The sequence below is a fragment of the Lysobacter sp. FW306-1B-D06B genome (assembly GCF_038446665.1).
Classification (GTDB): domain Bacteria; phylum Pseudomonadota; class Gammaproteobacteria; order Xanthomonadales; family Xanthomonadaceae; genus Lysobacter_J.
Map to the genome: position 1 here is coordinate 3,318,635 of NZ_CP151802.1, position 25,536 is coordinate 3,344,170.

Here is a 25,536-nt window from a genome sequence, read left to right on the forward strand (position 1 = left end):
CGCCGCGCTCGCGCACGGCGCGGCCGGCACAGTCGTCATGCCGCGGGCTTGCGCAGTGCCGACTCGAACAGCGCCAGCGTCTTCTTCCACGCCTCGCGCGCGGCGGCTTCGTCGAAGCGCGGCGTGGTGTCGTTGTTGAAGCCGTGCTGCGTGCCGGGCGGCTGGAACAGCTCGTAGCGAACGCCGGCCTGTTTCAGCGCGGCCTCGTACGCAGGCCAGCCGGCATTGACGCGCTCGTCGTTAGCGGCCAGCACCACGAGCAGGTTCGCCTTGATCTTCGGCACGTCTTCCAGCGCGGGCGCGGGACCGTAGAACGGCGCCGCGGCGTCGAGATCCGGCAGTTGCGTGGCGAGGAAGTTCGACATGCCGCCGCCGTAGCAGAAGCCGACCACGCCAAGCCGGCCGTTGCCGCCTTCGATCGTGCGCAGCATCTTCGCGGCGGCGAGGAAGTCCTGCTTCGTCTTGGCCTGATCGAGCTTGGCGAACTCGGCGCGCGCCTTGTCCTCGTCGCCGGGGTAACCACCCAGCGGGAACAACGCGTCGGGCGCGAAGGCGATGTAACCCTCCAGTGCGAGGCGGCGGGTGATGTCCTCGATGTGCGGGTTCAGTCCGCGGTTCTCGTGGACCACCAGCACCACCGGCAACGGACCGCTCTTCTTCGCCGGACGCACGAGGTAACCGCGCGCGGTGCCATACCCCTGCGGGGACGGAAACTCCAGGTACTTCGCGACCAGGCGCTTGTCGTCCGGCTTGACCTGCTGCGCGGCGGCGAACTGCGGGCTCAGCGCCGCGAGCAGTCCGGCCGCGCCGGCGGCACCGACGGCGAAGCGTCCGGCACCGCGCAGGAACCCGCGCCGGTCGATGAGGCCGTGCACGTACTGGTCGAACAGCTTCAGCACTTCCGGATCGAAATCGCTGGCCTTGCGACGGGGCGTATCGGCCATGGGAAACCTCCGCGGCGGTGATCGGGCGTGCCGGCGAGGATACCGGCGAATCCGTGACGCAGGGTGCGGCGTGCGCCTGGCCGACGTCCCGGCGCGACGGACGGCGTTCAACCGGCGTGGACGCGCGATGCGTCACCGTATCGAACCGGCGATGCCCACGATGCAGCGCCGGCCCTTCCCCGACGGAGACCGCGATGAAGAACGCGCCGACCTGGCTGACCGCCGCCCTGCTCCTGGCCGCCTGCCAGCAGACGTCCACGCCGGCGCCCGCCGATGCGGCCTCCACGCCACCGCCCACGCAACCCGCAGCGACCACGCCCGCACCCGCCACGGGCACCGCGCCTCCGGCACGGGCATTGGCCGATGCGGCGATCGCCGCCGTGCCTCCGCCGCGCGCGCAAGCGCCGGGCGATGAGCAGACCAACGCCGCCATCGACAAGGCACTGGGCGATCACGCGCAGTACGAACCCTTCATCCGCGAGTTCCAGTCGGCGGTCGTGCGCGGCGACAAAGCCGCCGTCGCGGGCATGGTCGACTACCCGTTCACGGCGACGGTGGAAGGAAAGAAGAAGACCATCCCGGATGCCTCGGCCTTCGTGGCCGACTACGAGGACGTCTTCTCGCCCGCGATCGTGCAGGCGGTGCGCAACCAGAAATACGCCGAGCTGTTCGTCAGCTATCGCGGCGTGATGTTCGGCAATGGCGAGGTGTGGATCAACGGCATCTGCCATGCGGACAGCGCCGACTGTTCGCGCTTCGACGTGCGCGTGGTGACCATCCAGCCCGGCCCGGGCTGATCGCCGCGCGCGGCAGGGGCGCGCGGAAAAAAGACCGCCGCCGATGCCCCACGCACCGACGGCGGTGGCGACTTACGTCACCTTCTTGGCGATGGTCACGCCCAGAATCAAAAGCACGATGGCGATGCCCAGGCCCACCCAGAACAGCAGCTTGGCAATGCCCATCGCCGCGCCCGCGGCGCCGCTGAAACCCAGCGCACCGGCGAGCAGGCCGATGACGGCGAAGATGATGGCCCACTTGAACATGTCGTCTGACTCCACGAACCCTTGCGAGGCATCGGACCTTAGTCGCGGCGCTGTCATTCCCGCGTGAGCGGTAGTGTGTGCGCGGCGTGACGCCCGAGTCGGCGCAGCGCGATGCCCAGGCCGATGCGGTAGCTGGCGCCCAGATCGCCGTGGATGACGATGGTCGCCAGCGGCATCGCCTGCGCGCGCAATGGAAGTTCCAGCACGTCGGCGCAGCGCTCGTGCACTTCGACATAAGGCGTGCGCATCGATTCCAGTGCTTCGCGCAGGGTGGCGTCCGACCGCATCGGATCGGCCAGTTCGCCCGGGTCGAGCAGCACGAAATCGCCCCTTGCCCGCACGCTGCGCAGCGAAGCGATCAACTCGCGCAACGAAGCGCAGCTGCGCACACGCAGGATGCTGCCGGCCGCGCGGGCGATGCCGCGCAATCCGGCGAGCGCTTCGCCGCTGAGGCCGCGCCGCGCCGGATGCGGGCCCTGCACTATCACGATGTCTGCAGCGGAGATGTCCATGACGGTTTGCGCGCGCTCAGTCGAGCCGGTTCAAGGCACGCACGCGCACTTCCGAGGGCGTGACACCGTGCGAACCCGCGGCCTGCGCGCGCACGCGTTCGAGCACGTCGGCCGGGTCCAGGTCGATGCCGTCGGCCGTCGCGTGCACCAGCGTGGTCTGCCCGCGGATGCACAGCCGTTCGGCGAGGTGGATCTCGTAGTCGGCGAAGAAGCAGTAGCGCATGGCCGCTCAGGTTCCGACGTGGACATCGTTCTCGCACTCGGCGCACCCCAGGTGCTCCAGTGCGATCGACAGCGCCAGCAGATAACCCTGTGCGCCGTAACCGTCGACCACGTCCAGCCGGTGGCGGCCGATCGAGGGCGCGTGCGCACGCACGTCGTCGGCGTGTACTTCGATGTACGGAATGCGGACCTCTTCCAGCGCCGCGCCCAGCGCGTCGTCCGCGCGTGCGCCCGGATCCAGCAGCAGGAACTCGGTCCCCTTGCCGTCCACGCGGCGCAGGCATTCGACCATCTCGGCGACGTCGCGGCAGCCGCGCACGGCGATGGTGCGTCCCGCCTGCGAGGCGCGGCCGGCAAGTTGCGAAACGACTTCCCTCGGCAGACCGTTGATACCGGAGCGTCCGTGCTGTGCGGTGAGGATGGCGATGGACATGGGGTCCTCCACGTGATGTGGACGCCAGTGTCCCGCGGCCCCGCGTAATGCCTCCATTCGCGGTGCGCGCCGATGCGTAACCGGCGCGTAAAGCCTTCAGGCGAGGCCTTCGTGCATCGTCACGATCGATGCCGCGTGCGTCGTTGCCGCCGTCAGCGGCAGGCCCGCACCGAACCGCGGTCGAAATGAAAATGGTCGGCGTGCGCGCGGTTGTAGTCGGGCCCCAGCACGACGTCGAAGTGGTCGCAGGCGCCATCGTGCAGCGCGCGCAGGAAGCGGCTTTCGGCCGAAGGCGGTGTTGCGGCGTCGACCGGCGCGGGCCAGTCCGCGAGCACGCGCACGCGACGGCCGTCGTCCAGCACGAAACCGGCGATGTCCAGCGCGTCGGCCGTGGCGTGCTGGCTGCGCCGCCGGCCTTGTTCGCCGTAGAGATTGCGACAGGCGTAAGAGCCCAGGTGTTCGATGCGTTGCACGCGCGTACCCAGGTGCGCCTGCGCGGCCTGTTGCAGGACGTGGCGTTCCCACATCGCCAGCGACAGCGCCGCGCGGCAGCTCAGCGTGAATGGCTCCCCCACCGCGACGCTGCTGCGCTCGATGCGCACGGCATGGGTGAAACCGCAGTGGTCGCCGGTGACGCGATCTTCGACCGGCGAGAGCCGCAGCTCCGCCTGCGACAGTGCGTTGCGGCAGGCGACAGGATCGCTCGATGCGCGCTCCAGCTTGAAGCGCGTGAGCAGGTTCGGCGTCGCATCGATGCGCAACGGCGCCCAGGGATTCCAGTCGTCGGGAACGCGCAGCCGACCGGACCACAAGGCCCATGCCAGGCCTGCCGCTGCCAGCAACGGCAGCAGCCACAGGAGCGATCGGACTCGAAGCAGGTTCACGGCCATCGCGCGACTGTCAGCGAGTGCGCGTCAAACGCGCGTCGCGGGAATGTTCACGACGACACGACGGCCGCATGCCGGACGCATCGAAACTCCGCATGCCCGGTGCGTTCGTTGGCTACTTGCCCGAGGGGGTCGCGGACCGCGCATCCTCGATGCCCATGTACTTCTTGAACTGCTCCATCGCGTACGGCGCTTCCGGGCTCTTGGCCTGGTGAAGCACGTTGTGGCGCTGCGCCCAGGCTTCGGAGCTGGTGGGGAATTCCGCCACGAGCATGCGCGTGCACGTGTCCGCCTCGGCCGCTTCGTCGGGCGAATCGGCGAAGCTGGCGCAGTACTTCTCCATCGCCGGCTCGCGCATCTCGCCGTCTCCGCCCATGGCGCGCAGGTAATAGGGCCGCGCGGCGCGTTCGCCCTGCCTGCGCCGGGTGATCTGCGCGAACAGGAACGCGTAGCGACTGTCGTCGGGATTGCTTTCCAGCAAGGGAAGGATGTCGCGACGCGCCCACTCCACATCCTTCATGTCGTAGAACAGGACGCGCGCGCGGGCATAGCGCGTCTCTTCATGCTTGGGCGCGAAACGCGAGTTCTGCGACAGGAACGACAGCGCCTGCTGCCACTGGTCGCGCCTCTCATACCGGCGACCGGCCTCATAGCCGAGCATCAGGCTCGGCCCCATGCGCACCGCGGACGCCAGCGCTTCGGGGTCATCGCCTCCTTCGGTCAGCGGTCCGTATCCGGCGGCTTCGCCCAGCAGGGCGCCGAGCGTGGGATTGCGATCGGTGCGGGCGGCGGCATAGGCCACGGCCTGCCGCATCTGCTCTTCAGAGCCTCCCCAACGCGGCTCCGCGGCGCGGATCCATTCCGACGACAGGTAGTACGAATCCGGATCGACCTTGCGGCAGGCTGCGTCTGCGCGGGCCTCCAGCACGTGCGAACTCTGGCGACCGATGCGGTGCAGGTTGCGGCAGGCCACGCTCAGGCGCGGCTGCGTCTCCAATGCGCGCTCGTACAGCGGCACGGCCTTGTCGAACAGCGCCGACATGCGATCCATGGCGTTGCGCGAGGTGCTGGCCGCAGAGTCGTTGCCGCGGATACGCCACCCCAACCGTTCGTAGTGCGCGGCCATCGCGGTCTGGGCGAACGGACTGTCCGGCGCGACCTTCAACCAGCGCTGGGCAACCTGCGCCGCGCGATCGCTCGCATCGAACAGGTTGAACTCGACGAAGATCTGCTCGCGCTGCGCCTTGTCGCTGTAGTGCGCTTTCAGCAGGCCCGCGAATCGGCGCTCCAGCTCGGCCGCGCCGTCTTTGTCGCCGAGCAGCCGGTCGATCTCGTCCAACGACCAGGCCGGCGCGCGCAGCAGCGCACACAGCCCGGCCGCGGTGCCGGGGCGCCAGTGGTTGCCCGGCAGGTCGGGGTAGGCCCTGCAGCGCGCCTCGGGGTTCTCGATGGCGTCGGCCGCGCGCATCTGGGCGACGTACTGCGCCCACTGCTCGGGCGATGAGCCGTTGCCCGCATCGCCCTGCGCATGGGCCGGCGGATGGACGAGCGAGGCAGCCAGCGCGAGGCCGGCCGCAACGATGCGGATCCCTGTCATGTCGATCTCCCCTGTTGGGACGGGACGCTAACGCATCGGCGCCGCGCCGCACAGGGGGAGATCGGGGCGGCCTACAATAGTGTGATGAACACCGCCGCTCCTTCCGTCCCGCTGCCCTTCGCCCTCATCGCTGAATCCGTGACCGGGGCGCGCACGCTGGAAGAGTTGGTGCGGCCGCTGCTGGAAGTGCTGGAAACGCTCACCGGCATGGAATCGACTTACCTCACCTCGATCGACGCCGACGCCGGCGTGCAGCGCGTGCTGTATTCGCGCAATACGCGGCAGTTGCGGATTCCCGAAGCGCTGGAAGTGCCGTGGGCGGACACGCTGTGCCAGCGCGCGCTCGACGAAGGCTGCGAATACACCGACGACGTGCCGGCGCGCTGGGGCGATTCCGACGCGGCCCGCGCCCTGGGCATCCATACCTACGTCAGCACGCCGGTGCGGCTGGAGGACGGCACGGTCTACGGCACGCTGTGCGCGGCCAGCGCGCGTTGCCTGCCGCTGGCCGACGACGCGCAGCGGGCGCTGCGCATGTTCTCGCGCCTGATCGGCCAGCAGCTGGAACGCGAGCGCCTGCTCGACCGCCTGCAGGAAGCCAATGCCGCGCTCGCGGCGTCGGCGCTGGTCGATGCGGTCACCGGCCTGCCCAACCGCCGTGCGCTGATGCAGGAACTGACGCGGCGCATCGCGCACTGCCAGCGCCAGCACGAGGCGCTGGTGGTGGCCTTCATCGACCTGGACGGCTTCAAGGCCATCAACGACCGCCACGGCCACGACGCCGGCGACCGTTTCCTCGCCGCGATGGGCCGCACGCTGGCCGGCGCGCTGCGCGCGGACGACTTCGCCGCGCGGCTGGGCGGGGACGAGTTCGTCGTGGTCGGCACGGTCGCCCATGCCGAAGGCCCGGACAGCATCGCCGCCTTCGGCGAGCGGCTGAGCCAGTGCACCCGCCGCCGCTTCGACCTGGGCACGGTCACGGTGGAGTACGGCGGCGCCAGCGTCGGTGTGGTGGTGGCCGGCGACGACCGGCCCGGTCCGGACGCCCTCCTCGCCCGCGCGGACGCGGCGATGTACGCGGTCAAGCGCGCCCGCAAGGCGCAAGCGCTCACGCCGGCGTGAAGGCGTGCACTGCGGCCCATGCGCGGGCCGCGAATTTCCTTATCGTATGCGCACCCCTCCGAGTGGAGCGTCACATGAACACCCGTTTGAAGCTGGCCGTCGCCGGCCTGTTCGCCACCGTCGCGCTGGCGACGCCGGCCCTGGCCGCCCTGAAAGCCGGCGCCAAGGCGCCCGAGTTCAGCGCCCCCGCCTACCTCGCCGGTGAGCCCTTCACCTTCAAGCTGTCCGACGCGCTCAAGAAGGGCCCGGTGGTGGTGTACTTCTTCCCGGCCGCGTTCACGCCGGGCTGCAACCTGGAAGCGCACCTGTTCTCCGAGGCCATCGACAAGTTCAAGGCCGAGAAGGCCACGGTGATCGGCATCACCGCCGGCAACACCGACCAGCTCGCCGCGTTCTCCAAGTCCACCGAACACTGCGGCGGCAAGTTCCCCGTCGCCGCCGACACCGGCGCGAAGATCGCCAAGCAGTACGACGCGGTGCTGGCGCAGAAGCCGGAGTGGTCGAATCGCACGTCCTACGTGATCGCGCCCAACGGCACCATCGCGCACGTGTATTCCGATCTCGCGCCGCAGAAGCACGTCAAGGAATCGCTGGATGCGGTGACAGCGCTGGAGAAGAAGAAGTAAGTCGCTGCGCCTACTGCATGCGAAGGAGAAAGCCCGCCGATTGGCGGGCTTTCTTTTTGCGGCCCCTTCGTGGCTAGTCGCAACGCACGCCGGCGTGGATCCACTGGATGAGTTCCGCCCGGCTGTGCACGGTGCTCGCGGCCAACGGCAACGGCGGAGGCGCGCGGTCGAAGCGCTCCAGCAGCGGGACCATCCGCTCGCCGCGCGCGGCGATCTCGCATTCCACCTCGGCCGCTTCGCCCAGGTAGTGGCCGGCCAGCGCCGCCATCGCCTCGTCCGCGGCCGGCGAGCGGTCCTTGAGCAGAACTTCGATGGCGCGATTGGCGCGACTCTGGGCGGCGTGGCTGCGGTCCGATTGCAGCGCACGCAGCGCCTCGCTCACCTGCGTCACATGCGACTGGGCCGCCGCACTCAGCGCAGCCGATCTCGCCGGCGTGGCATGCATCGCGAACGCCGCCAGCATGAGCATCGTGGCCCCGCGGATCCTTCCCTGCATCGTGCGCCTCCCGTGGCGTGTCGCGCATTCGCACGCTAAAGCACGGCATGGCGGCGGGGAAGCCCCACGGGTCGGACGCGGGCGTGTTCAATTAATTATTCCGCTGTCGCGCGACCGCCTTCGCGCCGATCATGGCGCCATGCAGACCCGACCGCCCCACTCCATCGCCCTCGCCGACGGCCGCACGCTGGCCTGGCAGGAACACGGCGCCGTCGAGGGCGTCCCGCTCATGGTCTTCCACGGCTTCCCCGGCAGCCATGCGCAGGCGGGGTTGATCGACGCCCATGCGCGGCGCGCGGGCGTGCGGCTGATCGCGCCCGACCGCCCGGGCTTCGGCGCCTCCACGCCCGCGCCGGATCGCACCGTGCTGTCGTGGACGCGCGACGTGCAGGCCCTCGCCGACCATCTGCGACTGGACCGCTTCGGCGTGCTCGGCATTTCCTGCGGCGGCGCCTATGCGCTGGCGTGCGCGCGCGAGATCGGCGAACGGCTGGACTACGTCGGCCTCATCGCCGGCATGGGGCCGATGGACGTGCCGGCGATCCGGGCGGGCCAGCATCCCGCGCTGAAGCTGCTGTTCGGCCTCTCGCGCCTGCACCCGCGCCTGGTCGCGCCGATGCTGCGCATGGACGAACGCATGTTCCGGCGCGATCCGCTGCGCGCCGTGCAGCGCCTGGCCGCGATGATGACGCCACCGGATCGCGCGTTCGTCGCCTCGCATCCGGACGAGGTCGCGGTGTTCGCGCGCAGCCTTGCGCTGGCTTACGAACAGGGCATCGAAGGCGCGCTGATCGAAGCGGCGCTGATCGCCCGTCCGCGCGGCTTCGAACTGCGCGACATCCGCGTGCCGGTGCACGTCTACCAGGGCGGACACGATCGCAACGTGCCGCCGGCGATGGGCGAGTACATCGCCGCGCACGTGCCGGGGGCCACTTACCGTTTCCTTCCGGACGAAGGCCACCTCTCGATCGTCTGCAACGCCGCCGACGCCTGCCTGCAGGACCTCCTCGCCGCCCGGGCCGCCGAACCCGCAGCGTCAGTTTTTGCCCGTGCGCGCAAGTTGTCGCCGGCTTTTCCCTGCGGCCTAATGCGAAGGCCATCACGGGGATCCAACGTGTCCGAGCGCGGCCGCACCGACCACGCGCCGCTTCGCCTGCAAACGCTGGCGGGGCGCGTGTACCCGTTCCGCATCCTGGGCATGGGCCTGGGCGTGGTGCCGGTGATGCTGGTGCTGTACGAACTGCAGGCGCATCCGCTCGCATGGGCGTGGACGGTGTTCTCCGGCTATGCGTGGCCGCACCTGGCCTGGCTGCACGCGCGCACCGCGCGTGATCCCAATCGCGCCGAGCTGCGCAACCTCACCTTCGACTCGATGATCGCCGGCAGCCTCGTGCCGCTGATGCATTTCACCGTGCTGCCATCGGTGGTGCTGCTCACGGTGGCGACGGCGGACAAGGTGAACTCCGGCGTGCGCGGGCTGTGGTTGCGCTCGCTGGTGGGCATGGGGATGTCGCTGCTGGCGATGGGCCTGGTCACGGACTTCGCGGTTCGTGCGCACACGAGCATGCCGGTGCTGTTGGCCTGCCTGCCGATCCTGGTGGTGCACACGCTGGCGGTGAGCCTGAGCACCTACCGCCTGATCCGCCATGTGCAGAAGCAGAACACGCGGCTGGACGAACTCAGCCGCTTCGACGCACTCACCGGCCTGGAAAGCCGCCGCCACTGGCAGGAACAGGCGTCGGCGCTGCTGCAACGCCACCGCGCCGGCGCGGACAGCGCGACGCTGCTGCTGGTCGACATCGACCACTTCAAGGCGATCAACGACCGCTGCGGCCACGCCACGGGCGACGACGTGCTGCGCGGCATCGCCGACGTGATCCGCCATGCGGCGCCCGTCGGCAGCCACGCCGGCCGGCTGGGCGGCGACGAGTTCGCCATCGCCCTGTCCGTGCCCGTACATGAGGCGCATGTCGTCGCCGAGGAGATCCGCGCGGGCGTGGCCACGCTGGGGTTCGCCGAGTGGCCGGAGCTGCGGTGCACCGTCAGCGTCGGCGTAGCGACACCGCCGCCGGACAATGCCACCTTGCGAGACTGGACCGAAGCGGCCGACCGCGCGCTCTATCGCGCGAAGGCGCAGGGTCGCAACGTGGTGATCGCCGCCGTGGAGGCGCTGCCGGCCTAACGGCGTTCGTCTTGCATTTCCGCTGCGGCGCTGGGGGCTGCTTCGTTGCGGTTGTTCCGGCGCGATACGCGTGGTTTCTGTTCCGGCCGACTGCCGGGCTTGAGCTCCCACTGGTCAGCGTTGGCGAGCAAGCGCTGTTGAATGTCGGGTGGGTAGTCGGCCAGGGTGGTCAACGGTGGTGTCGGTTTACCGGGCAGCCCCGCTTCGCGGATGACCTTCGGCCAGCGCGGTTTCCAGCACAGCAGAAGGCTGAGCCAATGCGCCGTGCCCAGTGCAAGGAAGGCGGGTGATATCAGGATCAGGCCCCATTGCATCGCGGGGCTGGCGTTGGCGAAGAAGCGAGAGACACCTTCGAACTGCGCGGTGAATGCCTGCCACGGCCACGGGAAGTGCGAGGTGATGTGCGGCTTGGGCAAACCGTCCGGGCCATCCTCCATGAAGCGGCGGATGAATTCCCATTCGTTGCGCAGTTCCGAGCTACCTTGGGCTTGAGGGCCGATGAAGGCCATCTCCATTTGCGGCAACCCGGTGTTCTTTGGTGCCCAGTGCAGTATCAGTGGCCTACCTATGCCGCTGGCCTCGGTAGCGCTGGCTGATGGGTTTTCGCCAATAGTGCCGTCCCACGGCAACGTGACGATACCGCCGCAGTATTTCGGCCGGTGCAGGTACACCTGTCGGGTCTTGCGGTTGAAGCGGATCAGCAGGTGCCGGCTGGTCAGCATTTCCAGGCGGCTGATGCGGAAGCCGTATTTGAAGTAGAGCCAAGTAATACCTCCGCCCCCTCCTCCAAATATGACAAAGGCAAGCACGGTCACCAAGAAAACAGATATTGGCACCGTCCCCCATTCACTGATCAATGTGGCCACCACTTTGCTTGTCATGAGCAAAAAGGATCCAGCCACTCCAACTATGGTCACCGACAACAACGTAACCAACCCCCGCCACGGCTCGAACATGCCGCAGCGCAGTTCCAGCACCGTGTCGTTGAAGACGTAGATTCGACGACGGCGCGATAACGGGTGCGTTGGAAACCCGTTTCGTCCGTCTCGAACGCGGTGACGATACCGACGACGGTGCGTTCGGCGATGCCGTCACGCTCTATGGTGAAGGTCGCCTCGTGGTCCAACAATGTGTTGGTGTCGATGGCGTCGTTGAAGCTGGACAGGTCCAGTTCCAGTCGGAAAGGCTGAGAGACACTTTCCTCCAGTTCAAACCGGACGACATCCAGGTCGGGGCCGTCGGGGACGGCGAGTCGAAAGCGAAGGTCCGACTGCATCGGCATTGCGATCATCCATGGAGGCAAAGGCCAGAATGTGCGTGGTGATCAGCACGCTGCTCAACACGAAAGAGTCTTCGGTGCGTGCCGCTCGAGTTCGTTCCCCATCTTCTGAGCGCACACACGTACGCAGCATGTCCGGCCTTACTCGATCGCAATGCTCATCGCCTCGACGAACGTTCGCGATGCAGGCTGGTCGCGGCCCGTCTCGGGGTGAAGTAGGGAGCAGACGCGGGGGCTGACTCCAGGTGCTCGCCAAGGTCGGGGCGCCGTGGCCGCCGAACGATGCAACTTTGTGAACCTGAACGCAGCGGCCGACCGCGCTTTAGCGAGCGAAGGCTCAAGGACGCAACGTGGTGATCGCCGCCGTGGAGGCGCTGCCGGGCTAACGGCTGCCGTCGTCCTGCGTTTCGTCGGCGAGGCCCGCGCCCAGCCCCATGCCGAGGCCGCCGGCGGCCAGCCCGCCGCCCATGCCGCCGCCCATGCCGCCGCCCATTCCTCCGCCACCGCCGCGACCGCCCTGTCGGTCTTCCTTCGCGCCCTCGCCTTTTCCCTTGGTGCTGGACGACGGGCGCGCGGGGCCCTGTCGCGGGATGTCGAGGTTCGCCGGCACGGGATCCAGGTCGAGCACACCGCGGATGAAGTCGCGCAGCGAGACGACGAGTTCGGCCGTGTGCACCTGCCTTCCGGCGACGAGGTCCCCCGCCGCGCGCGCGGCCAGGCGCACCTGTTCGTCGGTGCCCAGCAGCAGGATGTCCGACAGTGCGCCTTCGACCGCATCGCGGATACGGCGCGAGCGGTCCGAGCTCGGCCACGTCAGTTCCGCGCTGCCGGGCTCCACGCCAGGCGTGGCGTCCGTGCCACGCCGTTGCAGGTCGCGCAGGTGGGTGGGATCGACCGCTAGGTTGCCGGTGAAGGAACCGCCCAGCGTCTTGTAGGCCGCGATGAGCGTGCGCAGGCGCTCGTTGATCTGGCGGTTCTCGCGCTCACGTCGTGCCTGCACGATCTGCATCACGATCAGGCGGATGCCCACGCCGATCAGCGTGATCACCGCCAGCCCGATCAGCGTGGACAGCACCGCCTGCCAGGAACTGAAATCCAGGTTGCGCATGGGGCCTCCCGTGCCTGCTTCGGACACGCTAACGCATCGTGCGCGGGCGTGTCGTGGATGGGGCGACGGCGCGCGCATGAGACCTCCCTCTCCCCTTGCGGGAGAGGGACAGGCCGCCGAAGGCGGCCAGGGAGAGGGGTGTGTCCGCATGCACAGCCCCACACCTCACGCCGCCCTAATGCCCCCGCCACCACGATGACGGCCATCGCCACCGCCCGGGGAAGGCCGTCATGATGAGAACGCTCGCCATCGCGCTCGCCTGCAGCACGCTGATCGCCTCGCTTGCTTCGCCCGCCGACGCGCAATCGCGCAAGCAACCCACGTCGTCCGTCGAGGTCTCCAAGCCCGCCGCTTCGCTTCCCGGCCCGACCTACGCCTGGGTGCCGATGCCCGCGCAGCTGAGCGCGGAGTTCGACCAGCGCGTGCAGGACCCGGCACTGCGCGCGCGGCTGGAAGCAGCGTTGAACAAGGCCCTGCAAGCGAAGGGCTATCGCCGCATCGACGACGTGCGCAAGGCCGACCTCGCCTTCGCTTACCGCGTCGGTGTTCGCGATGTGCAGCAGACGAGCGTGAAGGAAACCAGGTCGCAGGGCGGCAGCATCCGCGAGAGCGCGCTGGAATGCGGGCACGGCGGCTGTTCGCAACTGGTCGAACACGGCGCCGGTGGCGTACCGACGTTCAAGGTGAAGACCGTCGACACGGTCGAGGGCGGCCTGCAGATCGAGGCGATCCAGCCCTCCGACATCCGCGTGCTGTGGCGCGCGCTTTATCGCGGCTCGGTGAAGGCCAAGGGCGCCGGCGCGGTGAACCTGGACACCGTGGCGACGCAGACGCTGGCCTCGTTGCCCAAGGCGTCGAAGTAAGCGCGCGATGTTCGCGGACGCTCAACCGTCTTTGGATTGGGCGTTCTTCTCGTTTTCCGTGGCCTTCTCCACGATGTGCTCGTAGAGCTGCACGAGCTGCGCGCCGAGCGCATGGAACTCCGGGTTGCGCGCGACGAAATGCTGCCCGTCCTGCGCGTCCTCCAGCGCCCGCTTCATGAAGTCCAGGTCGGCGTCGGTGATTCGTTCGCCGGCATCGACGCGCTTTTTCAGCGCCATCGCGCGCGGCAGGCGGAACTTCACCAGGCGATCGAGCAACGCCTGCAGGGTCGCGGTGTCATCGGGGTGCTCGGACATGAAGGCCGCCTCGTTCGCGGGGGCGCCATTGTGCGCCCCGTGCCGCGACCCCGACTTCACGCGCGTTTCACTGCGAGCGCGCCCGCCTCACTTGAACGGCTGCGCCATCGCCTTCAGCAGACTGTGCTGCTCGTCGTCGCCCGTGAGCTCCCACATGAAGACGCCACGCAGGCCGTGCTCTTTCGCCAGTTGCGAACGCAGGTCGATCGATTCGGGATTTTCGTAACTGACGAACACGCGCTCGTCCGCGTTGAACAGGTACGGCGTCTGCGCGACGGGATGCCAGTGGCGCTTCCACTTCGGGTTGTCGAGCAGCTTGGCGCGGATCTCGCGCCAGTCGCCGGCGGCATAGGGCTCGGTGTAGGGCCGGTAGAGGCCGTCGTTATCCGCGTCCTTCACACGGAAACCGCGGCCGTAGAACGGCACGCCCAGCACCAGCTTGTCGGCGCTCACGCCGTGCGCGCGGTAGAACTCCACCGCGCCTTCGACGTTGTTGTAACGGCGCAGTTCCGCCGGCAACGGATCCTGCGGCACTTCGCGCAGCGGTGCGTTGAACGTGGACACGGTCGAGAATGCCGTGCCCATGTCGTAGGTCATCAGGTTGATGAAATCCAGCGTGCGGCCCAGCGCGGCGAGGTCGAAACTGCGCGCCGGATCGTAGGGGCCGTCGGACTGCATGCGCCCGGCCGGCAATGCGGCCGTGAGCAGGAATGTCTTTCCGTCCTGCGCGCCCCTCTTGTCGAGCTGGACGCGGAACTCCTGCGCCAGCAGCGTCATGTTGCGACGATCCTCCGGTCGCGCGGTGATCTCCTTCGGCCCGCCGTACACCGGGAATTCCCAGTCGATGTCGACGCCGTCGAAGCTGCCGCGGTGGGTGTCGAAGAACATCGCCATGCACGAGGACACGAAGCGCTCGCGGCTTTCCGCCGTGAGCGCCGCATCGGAGAAGCCACCGGCTTCCCAGCCGCCGATGGAGATCAGCGTGCGCAACTTCGGATGCCGGCGCTTCAACTCCGCCAACGCCTTGAAATGCGCGGCCGCGTCCGGCGCGACCACGCAGCGCCCGTCCTCGATGCGCGCGAAGGCGTAGAACACATGCGTGACGGTGTCGGCGGGAATCTTCGATACCGGATAGCGCGCGGCGGAACCGCCGGGGTAATAGGCGCCGATGATCGGCTCGGCCGCATGGCCGGCGCCGGTCACGCCGGCAAGGAGAAGCGCGATGGCGGCCAGGGTCGGGCGGAGCATGCGGTCGTCTCGTGTGCGGGAGAGCGCCACGATACCCGCCCTGCGGGCCGGTGCACGCTATGCTTTCGGCCAATGCATGGGGATGCGCATGACCGCCTTTGATCCGTCCGAGACGACAACCCTCGAAAAGCAGGCCTACGAGGCCTTCGGCCGCGGCGAACTGACGCTGGCCGCGCAACAGTTCGGCGAACTGCTCGAACATCAGCCCGACGCCGTGCACCTGCATTACATGAAGGGACTGGCGCACAAGTACCTGCGCGAGTGGTCCGACAGCCTGCACCACAACCTGCGCGCGCAGGCCTTGAAGGGCGGCTTCGACGAAAGCATGGCCTGGAACGCCGGCATCGCCGCCACCGCGCTGGGCGACTGGGCGCAGGCGCGCAACCAGTGGACGCAATGCGGCATCGGCATACCCGAAGGCGACGGTCCCATCGAAAGCGACTTTGGCCTGATCAGCATCCGCCTGAATGCCTGGGGCCGTGGCGAAACCGTGTGGGCCCGGCGCATCGACATCGTGCGCGCGCGATTGCTCAACGTGCCGCTGCCGGAGAGCGGCCACCGTCTGTTCGACATCGTCCTGCACGACGGCGCCCCCACCGGCCGCCGACGCACCGGCAACGGCGACCGCACGGCGCCGGTGTTCAACGCGCTCGACACGCTGGCGTCGTCGGAGTTCCGCACGTTCGTGGCCTTCGTGCACTGCGCAACGCCTGAGGATCTCAATGACCTGACCGAGGCCACGCTGCCCGGCATCGGCTATGTGGAAGACTGGACGAGCTCGCTGGTGCACTACTGCCTGCGTTGCAGCTACGGCACGCCGCACGATCACGACGAAACGGGCGAGTCGAAAGCGGACGGATGGAACGCCGAACGCAACCTCGGCATCGGCGCGCAGGGCAAGGCGGCCGTGGTGCGTCTGCTGGAAGAGTGGGTCTCACGCGGGCCGGGACGTCGCATCGACGGCATCGAAACGCCGGATCACGCGCCGCCGGAGCGAGTGGAGAGCCACGCGTGGTGGCGTGGGAACGACGAGGAAGAGGAAGAGGAAGAGACCTAATGCGCTTCGAGAGCCCCACTTCCACCGGTGGCCGAAGGAAGTGCGCTGAGAAGGGTTGGCGTGGGGGCAGTAGAGAGATCTGCCCGAAGATCGCGACCTTCTGAGCTGTCATCCCCGCGAAGGCGGGGATCCAACTTGCAGCACACCAGTTCTGCTCTACGGAGAGCATGAAGTTCAGACAGTTGGATGTTCGGCTCCGCCGAAGTGGAGCGGAGCCTGCCTTCGCGGGAATGACAGCGCCTCTTGAAAGCGCCTTCAGCTGTCATTCCTGAGCTGTCATTCCTGCATCACGGGTCTTCCCGCGGCCCAGGCCGGCGGGAATCAAGGCTACGCCCACGCCGATCACCCCAGCGTCACCGCCCTGCCCGTCCGCGCCGACTCGTAGATCGCCTGCATGATCCGAACGTCGCGCATCCCCTCCTCGCCGGACACCTTGCTCGGCCGCTGTTCCAGCACGCAACGCGCGAAGTCGTCCATCTCCGCGGCGAACAGGTCGATCTCCGGAAACCGGATCTCCTTGCCGTCGCTGCGACGCCCGTGGTTGCCGTCGTAGAAGAACGCCGGGTCGAGTTCGAACCAGCCGCGCTCGGCATTCACACGCAAATTCTGGATGCCGCCCGCCTTGTAGCTGGTGCTGCAATACGCCATGACGCCGCTGGGGAACTTCGTCGTCCACACCATGCTTTCGTCGACTTCGGCGAAGCGGCGAAGATCGGTCTTGGTCTCCTGCGCCGACACCATCACCGGTTCCTCGCCCGTGAGGTAGCGCGTGGCCTGCAAGGCGTAGATGCCCACGTCCATCAACGCACCGCCGCCGGCCAGCGCCCGTTGCAGGCGCCACTGCCCCGGCTCGCCCACGTTGATGGCGAACCCCGCCTGCAGGATCGTCGGCTTGCCGAACACCTCCTCGCGCACCAGGCGGATGCACTCCAGGTGATGCGGGTCGAACTGGCAGCGATACGCGGTGCCGAGCAGGCGGCCGGCCTGCTTGCAGGCGTCGATCATCTGCTGGCAGCGCTCGACGGAAATCTCCAGCGGCTTCTCGCAGAACACATGCTTGCCGGCCTTCGCCGCCGCGATGGTGTGCTGCGCGTGCAGCGCGTTGGGCGTGACGACGTAGACGATGTCGATGTGCGGGTTGTCGGCCATCCGGTGCATCGTGTCGTAGTCGTACACGCTGGTGGCGGGCAAGCCGTACTTCGCCTTCCACGCTTCGGCCTTGGCCGGCGTGCCGGTGACGATGCCCGCCAGCCGGCAATGCTTCGTCTTCGCCAGCGCGGGCGCGATCTGGTGTTCGCTCAGCCGGCCCAGGCCGCACACGGCCACGCCGAGCTTGCGGGCTTCCTGCGCGCGGGCGCGCGTGACGCTCGTGCTGATGAAGGGCGCGGCGGCCAGGGCGACGGCGGTTTCGGTGAGGAACCTGCGGCGGGAAGGATCGGGCATGGCGTGACTCGCTCGAAGAAAGGATCGATGCACTGCCTGCGCGCGACGCCATGCGCCGCGCGTGTAACGCGAACCGCTACCGGTGCGCCAGCGCGTACTCCAGCGCCGCGCACACCGCCGCCGCCTGCGCGGCGTTGCACTGCTCCTGCGTGGCGCGCGGGCTGTCGGGATAGACCTCGGTGGTGGTCTTGTAGCGCGCGTCGGTGACGCCGGCGCACAGGCCGAGCTTGCGCAGCGGGTATTCGATGACGCCCGGTGCGACCACGTCCGATCCGATGATGCGCCCCTGCGCGTCGGCCGGTGCGATGTGCGTGACCTTCGCCACCGCCTCGATCACCGCCTGCTGGAACGCCGGCTGCGGGTGCTCGCTGTCGTCCACCAGGTAGAAGCCGTCGGGCACGCCGTCGGGCTGGAAGGGCTTGCCGTCGCGCGCGGCCAGCGCGGGGCGGAACTCGGTCTCGTCGGTGTCGGTGGTCTCGTGCAGGTCGATGTGCAGCAGCACGCGATCGCGCACCAGCGCGACCAGGCGCATCAGGGCCGCCGATTCCTGCGCCGGGCTCCCATCGCGGAAGGAGCGGTTGGGGTCGATCGCATCGGGATTCCAGCGATGGATGCGCTCATAAGCCCACGGACTGATGCACGGCGCCACCAGCAGGTTCGCCCGGCCGGCGAACTCCCTGGCGTGCAGCGCCACGAACCGCAGCGCGCCGTGCACGCCGCTGGTCTCGTAGCCGTGCACGCCGCCGGTGACCAGGGCGACGGGAAGGGCGTCGTCCCAGTCGCGGTTCCTGATTGCCAGCAGCGGGAAGTGCTCGTCGCCGTAGTCCAGCCGGCCGTACTCGACCACGTCGAAGTCCGCGCGCAGGCCGTCGATGGCCCGGACCACCTCGTCGGCATAGCTGCGCTGGCGCACCTGCCGCGCCAGCCACGCCGCCTTCTCCGCGGCGCCCCAGGGCGTTCCGGGTGTGCCGATGAGATACGGGATGACAGTCATGGTCATGGCGCGGAAACACTCGGTAGCAGGGCGAGGCCGCACTTTAGCAGGCGCGCCGATGCAAACCGGCGGTTGGCATCGGACCAAAGGTTGCGACCGAAACCGTCCGGCCATCGACAATTCCGGCCGGCCGCGTCGCCCCTTCACGTCAGACAAAGTCACATTGCCACTCTCTTTGCATCACCGGCAACTAGCGCCAGTTCACTCGGGGAAAGCGCAATGCCGAAGCGTTACATCATCGTCGTCGGTGACACCACCACCGCGGGCGGGCAGACGATCGAAGGACTGCCCGATGTCCGGGTCGCGTGCACGGACGGCGGCCTGCGGGCGGTGACCTGCCCCGGACACGCCGTCACCTGCGGCCAGTGCGGCCGCACCACGGTGTCGGAGGGCGCCATCTACTTCGGCAACCTCCGGGTCGCTTATGACGGCGCGGCGCTCGCCTGCGGCCATCGCCTGGTGTCGCGCAAGCAGCGGCTGGTGTCGGTGGAAGTGGCCGAGGAAAACACGGCGTCGGACACGACCGGGCCGTCGTGAGGGAACGGCCCTGATCGCGGGCCGAGCGCACACGTCCCGCCATCACCGCATCGCATACCCCACCAGGCGCCACGCATCGTCTTCGTCCAGCCTCAGGGTGACCCGCTCGTCGCAGGTCCTTTGGCCGGCGAAGGTGGTGCTGAACATCACCGCCACGTAGAGTCCCGGCGGATTGCCCTGCGCATCGCCCGCCCCGACGTGGTAGCGGACGACCTCGGACCACTGGCGCGAGACGGGCGCGATCATCGGCCGCCCCGAGTCGATGATCGCTTCATGGAACGCGCCCGCGTCCAGCACCTGCCGCCCCACGGACGAAGCCCGCTGCCAGACCTGGGTGGCGTTACCGCCGTCGATCATCTCGACGAGGCGGGTGGCGGCGTTGACGATGCTGCCGCAGTCGATGTCGTTCATGGGCGCCCGTGTGCACGCAGGTGGGATGGCAATGCCCGTGCGAGCGAGATCCGCAGCACGGCCGTGCAGCATGCCCATGCGCGACAGGCGACTCCATGAGAAATGTCCGGAGTCGTGGGCTGGAGCGCCAGATCAGGCGACGGCCTGCATCACCCTTGGAGCGACTCTTCCAGCAGGCTCACATCGAATCGAGCCTCGACCGAAGTCCCACCAGCAGCCATCCGCCGGCGTACAGCAGCAGCATCGCCCATACAAGAAGGCCGGCAAGCAGATTTACGTCGAACGCACCGGCCCAGTCGCCCCATTTCCAGTCCCGAAACTGGAAGTACAGCGCGACCAGCACGGGAAAGACGCCCAGCCGCTGTATTCCACCGAACAGCATGCCCATGCGTTCGCCCATGTGCAGACGCAATGTGGTGATGAAGCGCAAGCGCGACTCGCGCTCGGCACGGGGGAAGCGTCGAAGTTCATGCACGACGTCCTGCCATCGGGCGAAGTCCACGTCCATCTCTGCGGCGTGTGTTTCACGTGGGCGAACGAAGCTCGGCAGTTCTCTTCTTATTTGAAGAAAGACGGAAAGCCCCAGCCCACCGATCTCGCCGATGAAGCAGCCTGTCGCGATCCAGAGCACCACCACAGGCGGCAGCCATGACTGTGCGGCCACCAACAACCCCAATCCCGCCAGAAGCAACCCGGCCCACAGAGACCAGCGCTCCAATCTGGACGCCGGCGGATGATGACTGATCGCCGCCAGATCCTGTACGCGGCGATACAGCCATCCGAATGTCAGGCCCTCATTGGATTCGCGCAGCGAACGTATCGGTGCATCCACTCCCAGATCTTCCATGCGCGCCCCCGTCGAGTCCTGAGGGAATGGTAGCGCCAGGCCATCACACAGGCACCCGGCATGTCCCTGCGGGCCCGTGCACCTTCAGGCGATGCATGCGTCGCTCACCCCCGCCAGTTCGCATGCCCCCGCCAGAACTCCACGCTGCGCAGATACGCCTCACGATCGATCGGCACGCCGGAGCCGCCCTCTTCCACGCCCAGCGCGTTGCGCAGCATCGTGATCGGCGCCATCGGGGTCTCGACGGGTTCGGCCGTGTACATGCAGCCCACGACACCCCAGTCGGCGGTGGTGTGCGTGCCCTCCTTCGCCAACTGCTCGCGGCTGTAGAGGATCACGACGAGGTAGTCCGCCACGGGCGGTTCCAGGCCTTCGAACCAGCGCACCAGCACCGGCAGTTCCTCGCGTGTGCGGGCCTCGTAGTCCGAACGCAGCAGGTGGCGGTTGGCGTCGGTGATCGGTACCGCAAGGCAGCGCGTGGAGGTCCAGTTGCGGTGCACGTGCAGCTTGCAGAACGGCGCGTAGCCGTCGAGCACCTTCAGCGGCGTCACGTCGTTGAGATGCCGCTCGAACTCCTCCGGCGTGCAGTCCTGGATCGTGTTGCGCCGCGGCTCGCGCGGGAACAGGCGGGTGCGGGCGAAGTCGGTGAGGATGATGGACATGGGCGGGAGGTTAGGCGGCGATGACGCATTATCGGTCACGGGCGCGGGCGGCCTCAGCTCACCCACACGCCCTTTTCCGCGACGACCCGCCAGCCCTGCGCCGAGCGCTCGAGGCGAAGCATCATTCCGACCGCGCACAGCGGCCCGCAGTAGTGGGTCACATAGATCAGCGCAACGCTCCGGTCCTCGCTCAGTACCGGGCGCGTGATCTTCATGAACCCCTTGGTGTCGGGGAAGTCGCGATGGAACCGTGGCCATCCGTCCCAGGCGCCCAGGTTTTCCAGATCGCTCCGGCGCACCGGCGCGGTGCCCGGAATGCCCGACAGATCGAGCGGAACGCGCGCTACGTTGGCCCGCGCCAGATCGTCGAAGAGCGCGCGCGACACGAACCCGGCCAGTGCCTTGGGCGGCGCATCCACGAGGTGGTCATCGCACCGGATTCCGGGTGCGTCGCCGAGGCACAGCGATTCATCGACCAGCAACAGCAGGCGCGCCGACGCAGGCGCCGGTGCCTCCTGTGCATCCGTCGGAGGAGCAGGCTCGCCCGCGAAATCGACCGCTTCCAGCACGGCCTGGACAATGGCGCGTGTTTCCTCCGCCGTCGCAATGACGGGCCCCGCTCCGCCCGATTCCGGAGCAACGGCCGACACCGCCCCTGCCGCGGCCGACCACGCAAGCGCGATCAGCAGCGCGCACCGACCCAGACGGCGCCTCGCGTTCGCGCTGCACTTCCTTGCCTGACCGCCCTCGGACACGCCCTGCCCTGCCTCGTCCATATCGCCTCCTGCGCCTGATCGTGGACGGATCATGCCAAAGAAGCAGGGCCGCGCGGGGCAACTCGATACCGCTCGTTACAGTTCCGGCGTCGACTCCGCGATGACCTTCATCGCTTCCTCCGCCCGCCGTTGCTGCTCGCGCACCTGCGCGGCGGAGGGGCGCGATGCCACCGTCGTCGCACAGTGGTCGATGTAGGTGCCGGACGGCGCATCGATCACTTCGTGGCAAGGGTTCGGGGCCGTCGATGTCGCGGCCGTCTTCGCAACGGGGGGCGCTGCGGGCGCTGCGACCACTGGTGGCCGCGCTGGCGTCAGTGCGCTCTGCAGCGTGCGCCATACGAACAGATAAAGCACCAGCATCAAGGCGAGGAACAACGCCGCCCCCAGCAGCTTGACCGCGATCACCGCCGCAATGCTGCGCGTGGCGGTGCGCCGCCCTCTTCCACCGCTGCCGTAGCGAATGCGGTCTTCGGCGGCGGACAACAGGCGCTCGCCGACGCGTCGCGCCATCGCGGAACCCACCCCATCGACGCCGCCCATGCGGACGTCGAACGCCGGCGCGGGCTCGCGGATCGGGCCCAGCATCATGCGCAGCTCGTTACCGTCGATCAGCTGGACGTGACCGAGCTTCGTGGCGGCCTCGATCGCGGCCTTGGTGAACTCGCCGCTGTTGGCCAGGATCGCGCCCGTCGCGCCGTGGTTGACCATCAGGCCCAGCAGCTCGTGCACCGCGTTGTGCGGCACCTTCATCGCGTTCCAGTGCTTGCATTGCACGACGATGAACTGCTCGTCGCGACGCAGCTTCAGGTCGATGCCGCCGTCGGTCTTCGCGTCCGTGGCGCCGGTGCCGACATGCTCGACCTCATAACCCTCGCTGCGGTAGTACGCGGCGAGCAGCACTTCCAGCTGGTCCCAGCCGACCCGCGTCAGCGCATCGCTGCGGCGGTGGCTCACAGGCTTGAGTCCGTTCATTCCGCCCCCTGCGGAAGTCCTTGGTGGCGATGATCTTAGCGCCCGGGTCGCGCCCGCACCCAGCCGATGCAGCCCGCTTCGCAACTTTGAGTCGCCCGGCCCGCCACTGCGCGCAGGCGCATCGCCGTCAGTTGCCGCCAGCGAAGAAGTTCGCGCCTTCGCCGCCGCGCAGCGGATAGGCCCATCCGAGCTCGATTTCGATGTTGACGAACCAGGTCAAGCGGATGCGCACGCCCAGGCCCACATCGGCGTAGGGCGAATCGTCACGCAGACCTTCGCGATCGTCGCCGGAACCGCCGACTTCGACGAACGCCAGCAAGCGCAGCCAGTTCCACTTGATCGGACGCAGATACTCAACCGAGCCGTAGTAGTAGCGATCGCCTTCGAGGAAATCCGAGTCGTAGCCGCGCATGCGCCCCGAGCCGCCCAGCGAGAACTCGTTGCGGCTGCCGGGCCCGCCGGTCAGCACGCCGGCGCTGCCCAGCACGTGCAGCGTCTGGTGCGGTGTGTCGCCGAGCGCGTTCGACTGGAAGTAGTTCACGGTGGTGCGCGTGTAGTCGTAGTCCGAACCCAGGCCTTCGCCCGCCGCTTCGATGCGCGCGGAGAATCGCCGCCCCGTGTCGCTGTAGATGTGGTAGCGCAGGTCGTCGAACGTCGCCGTGCCGACCAAGGCGATGGCCTGGCCGTCGGGCGGCGGCGCGAACTCGCCGGACACGTCCTGCCGTTTCCAGAACAGTCCGCCGCCGACGATCCAGCCATCGCGCGGGCGCCCCGTGCGCAGGTCGCGCGTGGCGATCACTTCGACCTGCTCGAAGGTTTCGTCGAACGTGTCGTCGGTGACCTCGTTGGTGAGCGGGTCGATCACCGGCGTCTCGCGGTCGATCCACTCCAGCCGCGTGCGCAGTTCGTACGGACTGTCGAAAATGTACGGCGCGCGGTAGCTCAGCTGCACGCTGGTTTCCTTGCGCCGGTCGCGCTCCTCGGGGAAGTCGCCCTTCTCCGCCGTGATGTCGAGCCGATGGTTGAGGCCCCACACGTTGTCCCAGCGCAACTGCGCGCCGTAACTGACGTCGCGGTCGGAACTGGCGTCCAGGCGCGGAATCGGCAGCAGGAAATACTTCTCGCGCATCTTCAGTTCCAGCGCCACACCGCCCGGTACGGGATGCGTGGTCGCTTCGACCTGGCGGAACAGCCCCAGATCCTGCACCGCCTGGCGGCCGTCTTCGATCGCGACAGGGTCGGCGACATCGCCCGGTGCCAGCGCGAGTTCGCGCAGGATCACCTTGTCGCGCGTCTTGTCGTTGCCGACGAGGCGGATTTCGACGATGCGGGGCTGTGACGCGTCCGCTTCCTGTGCCCATGCCGTCGGTGGAAGCACACCGTTTGCAAACGTGAATGCGAGCAACGCCGACGCGGCTGACTTCACGCTGCGGCGCATCACGGTGGGCGTGCCGTGCTTGCGGCCATCCTGGTGCCCGACGCTGAGCATTCACGGCCTCCGGGAGGCCACGGGGCCGTCGACCTGGCCCGTCGCGCGGAGTGTACGCCGCGAGGGGTTATGGCGATGCCGCGATGCTCGACGGCCACGCAGGTGCGAAGTGGCGCGTATCACCCACCCTTCCGCGCGGGCGCCGCCTCCGCGCCGATCCAGCCCGCCGCATTCCGGTACGCGCCCGCTACGTGTGCCAAAGTACGCGCCCCCACCGAGGCACCCCCATGAGCGATCCCGTCCGACTCTCCAAGCGCGTGGCCGAACTGGTCGGGTGTTCGCGCGCCGATGCCGAGCACTACATCGAGAACGGCTGGGTGCGGGTGGACGGCCACGTCGTCGAGGCGCCGCAGCACCCGGTGACGGACGAACGCGTCGAACTCGATCCGGACGCCGTGCTGGAGGCACCCGAGCCCGCCACCGTGCTGCTTCACAAGCCGGTTGGTTTCGATGCGATCGCCGGCCATCAGCCGGCGGCCGCGCTGGTCACGCCGGACACGCGCTGGACCGACGATCCGAGCGAAGTGCGCCCGCTGCGACGCCATCTGGTTCGTCTGACGCCACTGGTGCCGCTGGAGACGCAGGCCAGCGGGCTGATGGTGCTGACCCAGGACGGCCGCGTGTGGCGCCGGCTCACCGAAGACGCCGCGCAGATCGAGCAGGAGTACGTCGTCGAGGTCTCCGGCGAGATCGCGCCGTACGGCCTGCGCCGCCTCAACCACGGCCTGCGTTACCAGGGGCGCGAGCTGGCGCCGTGCAAGGTCAGACGTGCAGCCCGGGCAGATCCCGGACATGTGCGCACAGGTGGGCCTGCAAGTGGTGGCGATGCGGCGCCTGCGCATCGGCAAGGTGTCGCTGGCGAAGATGCCGCCCGGCCAGTGGCGTTACCTGCCGGTGGGCGTGCGGTTCTAGCGCGAAGCCGCGTCAGTCGCCGCGCACGCGCATCGTCAGGCCCTTCAGGAAGTTGCGCAGCAGCTGGTCGCCGCACGGGCGGTAATTGGGATGGCCCGGCTGGCGGAACAGCGCCGTCAGTTCCGGCTTGGACACCGGCCAGCCCGCGGATTCGAACACCGCGTGCATGTCGACATCCTTCAACTCGAACGCGACCCGCAGCTTCTTCAGCACCACGTTGTTGGTGACGCGCTTCTCCGGCGGGCGCACCGGCAGGCTTTCATCGCGGCCACGGCAGTACACCACCAGCCCGTCGAGGAAGCGCGCGAGCACGGCATCGCTGCAATCGGCGTAGTCGGGATCGTCTTCGCGGCGCAGGAACGCCTGCACGTCGGCCTTGTCGAGCGTGAATGCCGGATCGGCCAGCTGGGTGATCTCCACGACCCGCTGATCGCTGAGGTCCAGCATGTAGCGGATGCTGCGCAGAACGTCGTTGGTGATCATGGGGCTTGGAACGGTTTGCTGCGTGGGGCGACTAGTTTAGGGCACTGCGCCGTGACGGGGCGTGGGGCGTGCCGCG

Annotated in this window: 29 protein-coding genes and 1 pseudogene; 8 read left to right on the forward strand and 22 right to left on the reverse strand. The window is 68.3% G+C overall.

From position 1 onward, the window contains the following. Positions 1-35 precede the first annotated feature (35 nt). The gene (locus AAFF32_RS15385) at positions 36-944 is read right to left on the reverse strand and encodes a dienelactone hydrolase family protein (protein WP_216966755.1); all 909 of its coding nucleotides are present in this window, start codon (positions 942-944) and stop codon (positions 36-38) included. 194 nt (positions 945-1,138) lie between these two features. On the opposite strand from AAFF32_RS15385, the gene AAFF32_RS15390 reads away from it, so the two are divergent. Continuing rightward, complete coding sequence (locus tag AAFF32_RS15390; protein WP_342315660.1) at positions 1,139-1,741, forward strand: hypothetical protein; 603 nt, start codon at positions 1,139-1,141, stop codon at positions 1,739-1,741. Between the two features lie 72 nt (positions 1,742-1,813). Here AAFF32_RS15390 and AAFF32_RS15395 read toward each other — a convergent pair whose 3' ends face one another. From AAFF32_RS15395 to AAFF32_RS15420, 6 genes are all read right to left on the reverse strand, one after another. Next, a complete protein-coding gene (locus AAFF32_RS15395; RefSeq protein WP_216966750.1) occupies positions 1,814-1,987 on the reverse strand; it encodes a DUF1328 family protein in 174 nt (57 codons plus the stop codon). 53 nt (positions 1,988-2,040) lie between these two features. Beyond that, positions 2,041-2,499 (reverse strand): hypothetical protein, encoded by a 459-nt coding sequence (locus AAFF32_RS15400; RefSeq protein WP_342315661.1) that lies wholly within the window; start codon positions 2,497-2,499, stop codon positions 2,041-2,043. Positions 2,500-2,515: 16 nt separating this feature from the next. Continuing rightward, positions 2,516-2,722, reverse strand: a complete 207-nt coding sequence (locus AAFF32_RS15405) for a hypothetical protein (protein ID WP_216966746.1) — start codon at positions 2,720-2,722, stop codon at positions 2,516-2,518. A gap of 6 nt (positions 2,723-2,728) precedes the next feature. Next, positions 2,729-3,154 (reverse strand): type II 3-dehydroquinate dehydratase, encoded by a 426-nt coding sequence (locus AAFF32_RS15410; protein ID WP_342315662.1) that lies wholly within the window; start codon positions 3,152-3,154, stop codon positions 2,729-2,731. A 152-nt stretch (positions 3,155-3,306) separates the two neighbouring features. Next, a complete protein-coding gene (locus AAFF32_RS15415) occupies positions 3,307-4,038 on the reverse strand; it encodes an extensin family protein (protein ID WP_342315663.1) in 732 nt (243 codons plus the stop codon). 118 nt (positions 4,039-4,156) lie between these two features. Then, complete coding sequence (locus AAFF32_RS15420; protein WP_342315664.1) at positions 4,157-5,638, reverse strand: DUF4034 domain-containing protein; 1,482 nt, start codon at positions 5,636-5,638, stop codon at positions 4,157-4,159. 84 nt (positions 5,639-5,722) lie between these two features. On the opposite strand from AAFF32_RS15420, the gene AAFF32_RS15425 reads away from it, so the two are divergent. Then, the gene (locus AAFF32_RS15425) at positions 5,723-6,760 is read left to right on the forward strand and encodes a sensor domain-containing diguanylate cyclase (RefSeq protein ID WP_342315665.1); all 1,038 of its coding nucleotides are present in this window, start codon (positions 5,723-5,725) and stop codon (positions 6,758-6,760) included. A gap of 74 nt (positions 6,761-6,834) precedes the next feature. After that, entirely contained in the window at positions 6,835-7,386 is a 552-nt protein-coding gene (locus tag AAFF32_RS15430; RefSeq protein ID WP_216966736.1) for a peroxiredoxin, read from the forward strand. Between the two features lie 73 nt (positions 7,387-7,459). On the opposite strand, the gene AAFF32_RS15435 is transcribed toward AAFF32_RS15430, so the two are convergent. Beyond that, positions 7,460-7,882 carry a hypothetical protein gene (locus tag AAFF32_RS15435; RefSeq protein ID WP_342315666.1) on the reverse strand — a complete coding sequence of 141 codons (423 nt, stop codon included), beginning with the start codon at positions 7,880-7,882 and terminating at the stop codon, positions 7,460-7,462. Positions 7,883-8,021: 139 nt separating this feature from the next. Here AAFF32_RS15435 and AAFF32_RS15440 point away from each other — a divergent pair, with 139 nt between their 5' ends. Continuing rightward, entirely contained in the window at positions 8,022-10,064 is a 2,043-nt protein-coding gene (locus AAFF32_RS15440) for an alpha/beta fold hydrolase (RefSeq protein ID WP_342315667.1), read from the forward strand. Here AAFF32_RS15440 and AAFF32_RS15445 read toward each other — a convergent pair. From AAFF32_RS15445 to AAFF32_RS15455, 3 genes are all read right to left on the reverse strand, one after another. Next, on the reverse strand, positions 10,061-11,041 hold the full coding sequence (locus AAFF32_RS15445) for a DUF6708 domain-containing protein (RefSeq protein WP_342315668.1): 981 nt from the start codon (positions 11,039-11,041) through the stop codon (positions 10,061-10,063). The two genes, AAFF32_RS15440 and AAFF32_RS15445, sit on opposite strands and share 4 nt — an antisense overlap. Next, positions 10,978-11,346, reverse strand: coding sequence for a contractile injection system protein, VgrG/Pvc8 family (locus AAFF32_RS15450; protein ID WP_342315669.1), 369 nt, complete (start codon positions 11,344-11,346; stop codon positions 10,978-10,980). Before AAFF32_RS15450 ends, AAFF32_RS15445 begins: the two co-directional genes overlap by 64 nt. A gap of 379 nt (positions 11,347-11,725) precedes the next feature. Beyond that, a complete protein-coding gene (locus AAFF32_RS15455) occupies positions 11,726-12,451 on the reverse strand; it encodes a hypothetical protein (RefSeq protein ID WP_342315670.1) in 726 nt (241 codons plus the stop codon). Between the two features lie 230 nt (positions 12,452-12,681). Between AAFF32_RS15455 and AAFF32_RS15460 the strand changes: the two genes are divergently transcribed. Continuing rightward, on the forward strand, positions 12,682-13,314 hold the full coding sequence (locus AAFF32_RS15460) for a DUF4136 domain-containing protein (RefSeq protein ID WP_342315671.1): 633 nt from the start codon (positions 12,682-12,684) through the stop codon (positions 13,312-13,314). A 21-nt stretch (positions 13,315-13,335) separates the two neighbouring features. Here the strand turns inward: AAFF32_RS15460 and AAFF32_RS15465 are convergent, their stop codons facing one another. Further along, on the reverse strand, positions 13,336-13,629 hold the full coding sequence (locus AAFF32_RS15465; RefSeq protein ID WP_342315672.1) for a hypothetical protein: 294 nt from the start codon (positions 13,627-13,629) through the stop codon (positions 13,336-13,338). Positions 13,630-13,716: 87 nt separating this feature from the next. Beyond that, a complete protein-coding gene (locus tag AAFF32_RS15470; RefSeq protein ID WP_342315673.1) occupies positions 13,717-14,877 on the reverse strand; it encodes a glycoside hydrolase family 18 protein in 1,161 nt (386 codons plus the stop codon). An 88-nt stretch (positions 14,878-14,965) separates the two neighbouring features. Between AAFF32_RS15470 and AAFF32_RS15475 the strand changes: the two genes are divergently transcribed. Further along, on the forward strand, positions 14,966-15,934 hold the full coding sequence (locus tag AAFF32_RS15475) for a hypothetical protein (protein ID WP_342315674.1): 969 nt from the start codon (positions 14,966-14,968) through the stop codon (positions 15,932-15,934). A gap of 342 nt (positions 15,935-16,276) precedes the next feature. Here AAFF32_RS15475 and AAFF32_RS15480 read toward each other — a convergent pair whose 3' ends face one another. Beyond that, the gene (locus tag AAFF32_RS15480) at positions 16,277-17,377 is read right to left on the reverse strand and encodes a Gfo/Idh/MocA family oxidoreductase (RefSeq protein WP_342315675.1); all 1,101 of its coding nucleotides are present in this window, start codon (positions 17,375-17,377) and stop codon (positions 16,277-16,279) included. Between the two features lie 76 nt (positions 17,378-17,453). Further along, positions 17,454-18,377, reverse strand: coding sequence for a M14 family metallocarboxypeptidase (locus tag AAFF32_RS15485; protein ID WP_342315676.1), 924 nt, complete (start codon positions 18,375-18,377; stop codon positions 17,454-17,456). A gap of 213 nt (positions 18,378-18,590) precedes the next feature. On the opposite strand from AAFF32_RS15485, the gene AAFF32_RS15490 reads away from it, so the two are divergent. Further along, complete coding sequence (locus tag AAFF32_RS15490; RefSeq protein WP_342315677.1) at positions 18,591-18,908, forward strand: PAAR domain-containing protein; 318 nt, start codon at positions 18,591-18,593, stop codon at positions 18,906-18,908. Positions 18,909-18,950: 42 nt separating this feature from the next. Here the strand turns inward: AAFF32_RS15490 and AAFF32_RS15495 are convergent, their stop codons facing one another. From AAFF32_RS15495 to AAFF32_RS15520, 6 genes are all read right to left on the reverse strand, one after another. Next, on the reverse strand, positions 18,951-19,319 hold the full coding sequence (locus AAFF32_RS15495; RefSeq protein WP_216961960.1) for a DUF4019 domain-containing protein: 369 nt from the start codon (positions 19,317-19,319) through the stop codon (positions 18,951-18,953). 178 nt (positions 19,320-19,497) lie between these two features. Next, positions 19,498-20,166: a hypothetical protein gene (locus AAFF32_RS15500; RefSeq protein ID WP_342315678.1), complete on the reverse strand. Its 669-nt coding sequence runs from the start codon at positions 20,164-20,166 to the stop codon at positions 19,498-19,500. Between the two features lie 104 nt (positions 20,167-20,270). Beyond that, the gene (locus AAFF32_RS15505) at positions 20,271-20,828 is read right to left on the reverse strand and encodes a DUF3228 family protein (protein ID WP_216961962.1); all 558 of its coding nucleotides are present in this window, start codon (positions 20,826-20,828) and stop codon (positions 20,271-20,273) included. Positions 20,829-20,881: 53 nt separating this feature from the next. Further along, on the reverse strand, positions 20,882-21,604 hold the full coding sequence (locus AAFF32_RS15510) for a hypothetical protein (protein WP_342315679.1): 723 nt from the start codon (positions 21,602-21,604) through the stop codon (positions 20,882-20,884). Positions 21,605-21,679: 75 nt separating this feature from the next. After that, positions 21,680-22,576: a restriction endonuclease gene (locus AAFF32_RS15515; RefSeq protein ID WP_342315680.1), complete on the reverse strand. Its 897-nt coding sequence runs from the start codon at positions 22,574-22,576 to the stop codon at positions 21,680-21,682. A 127-nt stretch (positions 22,577-22,703) separates the two neighbouring features. Then, positions 22,704-24,065, reverse strand: coding sequence for a BamA/TamA family outer membrane protein (locus AAFF32_RS15520; RefSeq protein WP_342315681.1), 1,362 nt, complete (start codon positions 24,063-24,065; stop codon positions 22,704-22,706). A gap of 227 nt (positions 24,066-24,292) precedes the next feature. On the opposite strand from AAFF32_RS15520, the pseudogene AAFF32_RS15525 reads away from it, so the two are divergent. Continuing rightward, positions 24,293-24,977, forward strand: a pseudogene (locus AAFF32_RS15525) (RNA pseudouridine synthase). Between the two features lie 12 nt (positions 24,978-24,989). On the opposite strand, the gene AAFF32_RS15530 reads toward AAFF32_RS15525, so the two are convergent. Continuing rightward, complete coding sequence (locus AAFF32_RS15530) at positions 24,990-25,460, reverse strand: DUF1456 family protein (protein WP_216961973.1); 471 nt, start codon at positions 25,458-25,460, stop codon at positions 24,990-24,992. Positions 25,461-25,536: the final 76 nt, after the last annotated feature.

Coding starts and splice junctions, on each gene's coding strand:
- AAFF32_RS15425 (WP_342315665.1), top strand. CDS start 5,723: ATGAACACCGCCGCTCCTTCCGTCCCGCTGCCCTTCGCCCTCATCGCT.
- AAFF32_RS15505 (WP_216961962.1), bottom strand. CDS start 20,828: ATGTCCATCATCCTCACCGACTTCGCCCGCACCCGCCTGTTCCCGCGC.
- AAFF32_RS15450 (WP_342315669.1), bottom strand. CDS start 11,346: ATGCCGATGCAGTCGGACCTTCGCTTTCGACTCGCCGTCCCCGACGGC.
- AAFF32_RS15470 (WP_342315673.1), bottom strand. CDS start 14,877: ATGCTCCGCCCGACCCTGGCCGCCATCGCGCTTCTCCTTGCCGGCGTG.
- AAFF32_RS15480 (WP_342315675.1), bottom strand. CDS start 17,377: ATGCCCGATCCTTCCCGCCGCAGGTTCCTCACCGAAACCGCCGTCGCC.
- AAFF32_RS15400 (WP_342315661.1), bottom strand. CDS start 2,499: ATGGACATCTCCGCTGCAGACATCGTGATAGTGCAGGGCCCGCATCCG.
- AAFF32_RS15455 (WP_342315670.1), bottom strand. CDS start 12,451: ATGCGCAACCTGGATTTCAGTTCCTGGCAGGCGGTGCTGTCCACGCTG.
- AAFF32_RS15510 (WP_342315679.1), bottom strand. CDS start 21,604: ATGGACGAGGCAGGGCAGGGCGTGTCCGAGGGCGGTCAGGCAAGGAAG.
- AAFF32_RS15405 (WP_216966746.1), bottom strand. CDS start 2,722: ATGCGCTACTGCTTCTTCGCCGACTACGAGATCCACCTCGCCGAACGG.
- AAFF32_RS15460 (WP_342315671.1), top strand. CDS start 12,682: ATGATGAGAACGCTCGCCATCGCGCTCGCCTGCAGCACGCTGATCGCC.
- AAFF32_RS15440 (WP_342315667.1), top strand. CDS start 8,022: ATGCAGACCCGACCGCCCCACTCCATCGCCCTCGCCGACGGCCGCACG.
- AAFF32_RS15530 (WP_216961973.1), bottom strand. CDS start 25,460: ATGATCACCAACGACGTTCTGCGCAGCATCCGCTACATGCTGGACCTC.
- AAFF32_RS15500 (WP_342315678.1), bottom strand. CDS start 20,166: ATGGAAGATCTGGGAGTGGATGCACCGATACGTTCGCTGCGCGAATCC.
- AAFF32_RS15385 (WP_216966755.1), bottom strand. CDS start 944: ATGGCCGATACGCCCCGTCGCAAGGCCAGCGATTTCGATCCGGAAGTG.
- AAFF32_RS15520 (WP_342315681.1), bottom strand. CDS start 24,065: ATGCTCAGCGTCGGGCACCAGGATGGCCGCAAGCACGGCACGCCCACC.
- AAFF32_RS15430 (WP_216966736.1), top strand. CDS start 6,835: ATGAACACCCGTTTGAAGCTGGCCGTCGCCGGCCTGTTCGCCACCGTC.
- AAFF32_RS15495 (WP_216961960.1), bottom strand. CDS start 19,319: ATGAACGACATCGACTGCGGCAGCATCGTCAACGCCGCCACCCGCCTC.
- AAFF32_RS15410 (WP_342315662.1), bottom strand. CDS start 3,154: ATGTCCATCGCCATCCTCACCGCACAGCACGGACGCTCCGGTATCAAC.
- AAFF32_RS15515 (WP_342315680.1), bottom strand. CDS start 22,576: ATGAACGGACTCAAGCCTGTGAGCCACCGCCGCAGCGATGCGCTGACG.
- AAFF32_RS15395 (WP_216966750.1), bottom strand. CDS start 1,987: ATGTTCAAGTGGGCCATCATCTTCGCCGTCATCGGCCTGCTCGCCGGT.
- AAFF32_RS15420 (WP_342315664.1), bottom strand. CDS start 5,638: ATGACAGGGATCCGCATCGTTGCGGCCGGCCTCGCGCTGGCTGCCTCG.
- AAFF32_RS15485 (WP_342315676.1), bottom strand. CDS start 18,377: ATGACCATGACTGTCATCCCGTATCTCATCGGCACACCCGGAACGCCC.
- AAFF32_RS15490 (WP_342315677.1), top strand. CDS start 18,591: ATGCCGAAGCGTTACATCATCGTCGTCGGTGACACCACCACCGCGGGC.
- AAFF32_RS15475 (WP_342315674.1), top strand. CDS start 14,966: ATGACCGCCTTTGATCCGTCCGAGACGACAACCCTCGAAAAGCAGGCC.
- AAFF32_RS15390 (WP_342315660.1), top strand. CDS start 1,139: ATGAAGAACGCGCCGACCTGGCTGACCGCCGCCCTGCTCCTGGCCGCC.
- AAFF32_RS15435 (WP_342315666.1), bottom strand. CDS start 7,882: ATGCAGGGAAGGATCCGCGGGGCCACGATGCTCATGCTGGCGGCGTTC.
- AAFF32_RS15465 (WP_342315672.1), bottom strand. CDS start 13,629: ATGTCCGAGCACCCCGATGACACCGCGACCCTGCAGGCGTTGCTCGAT.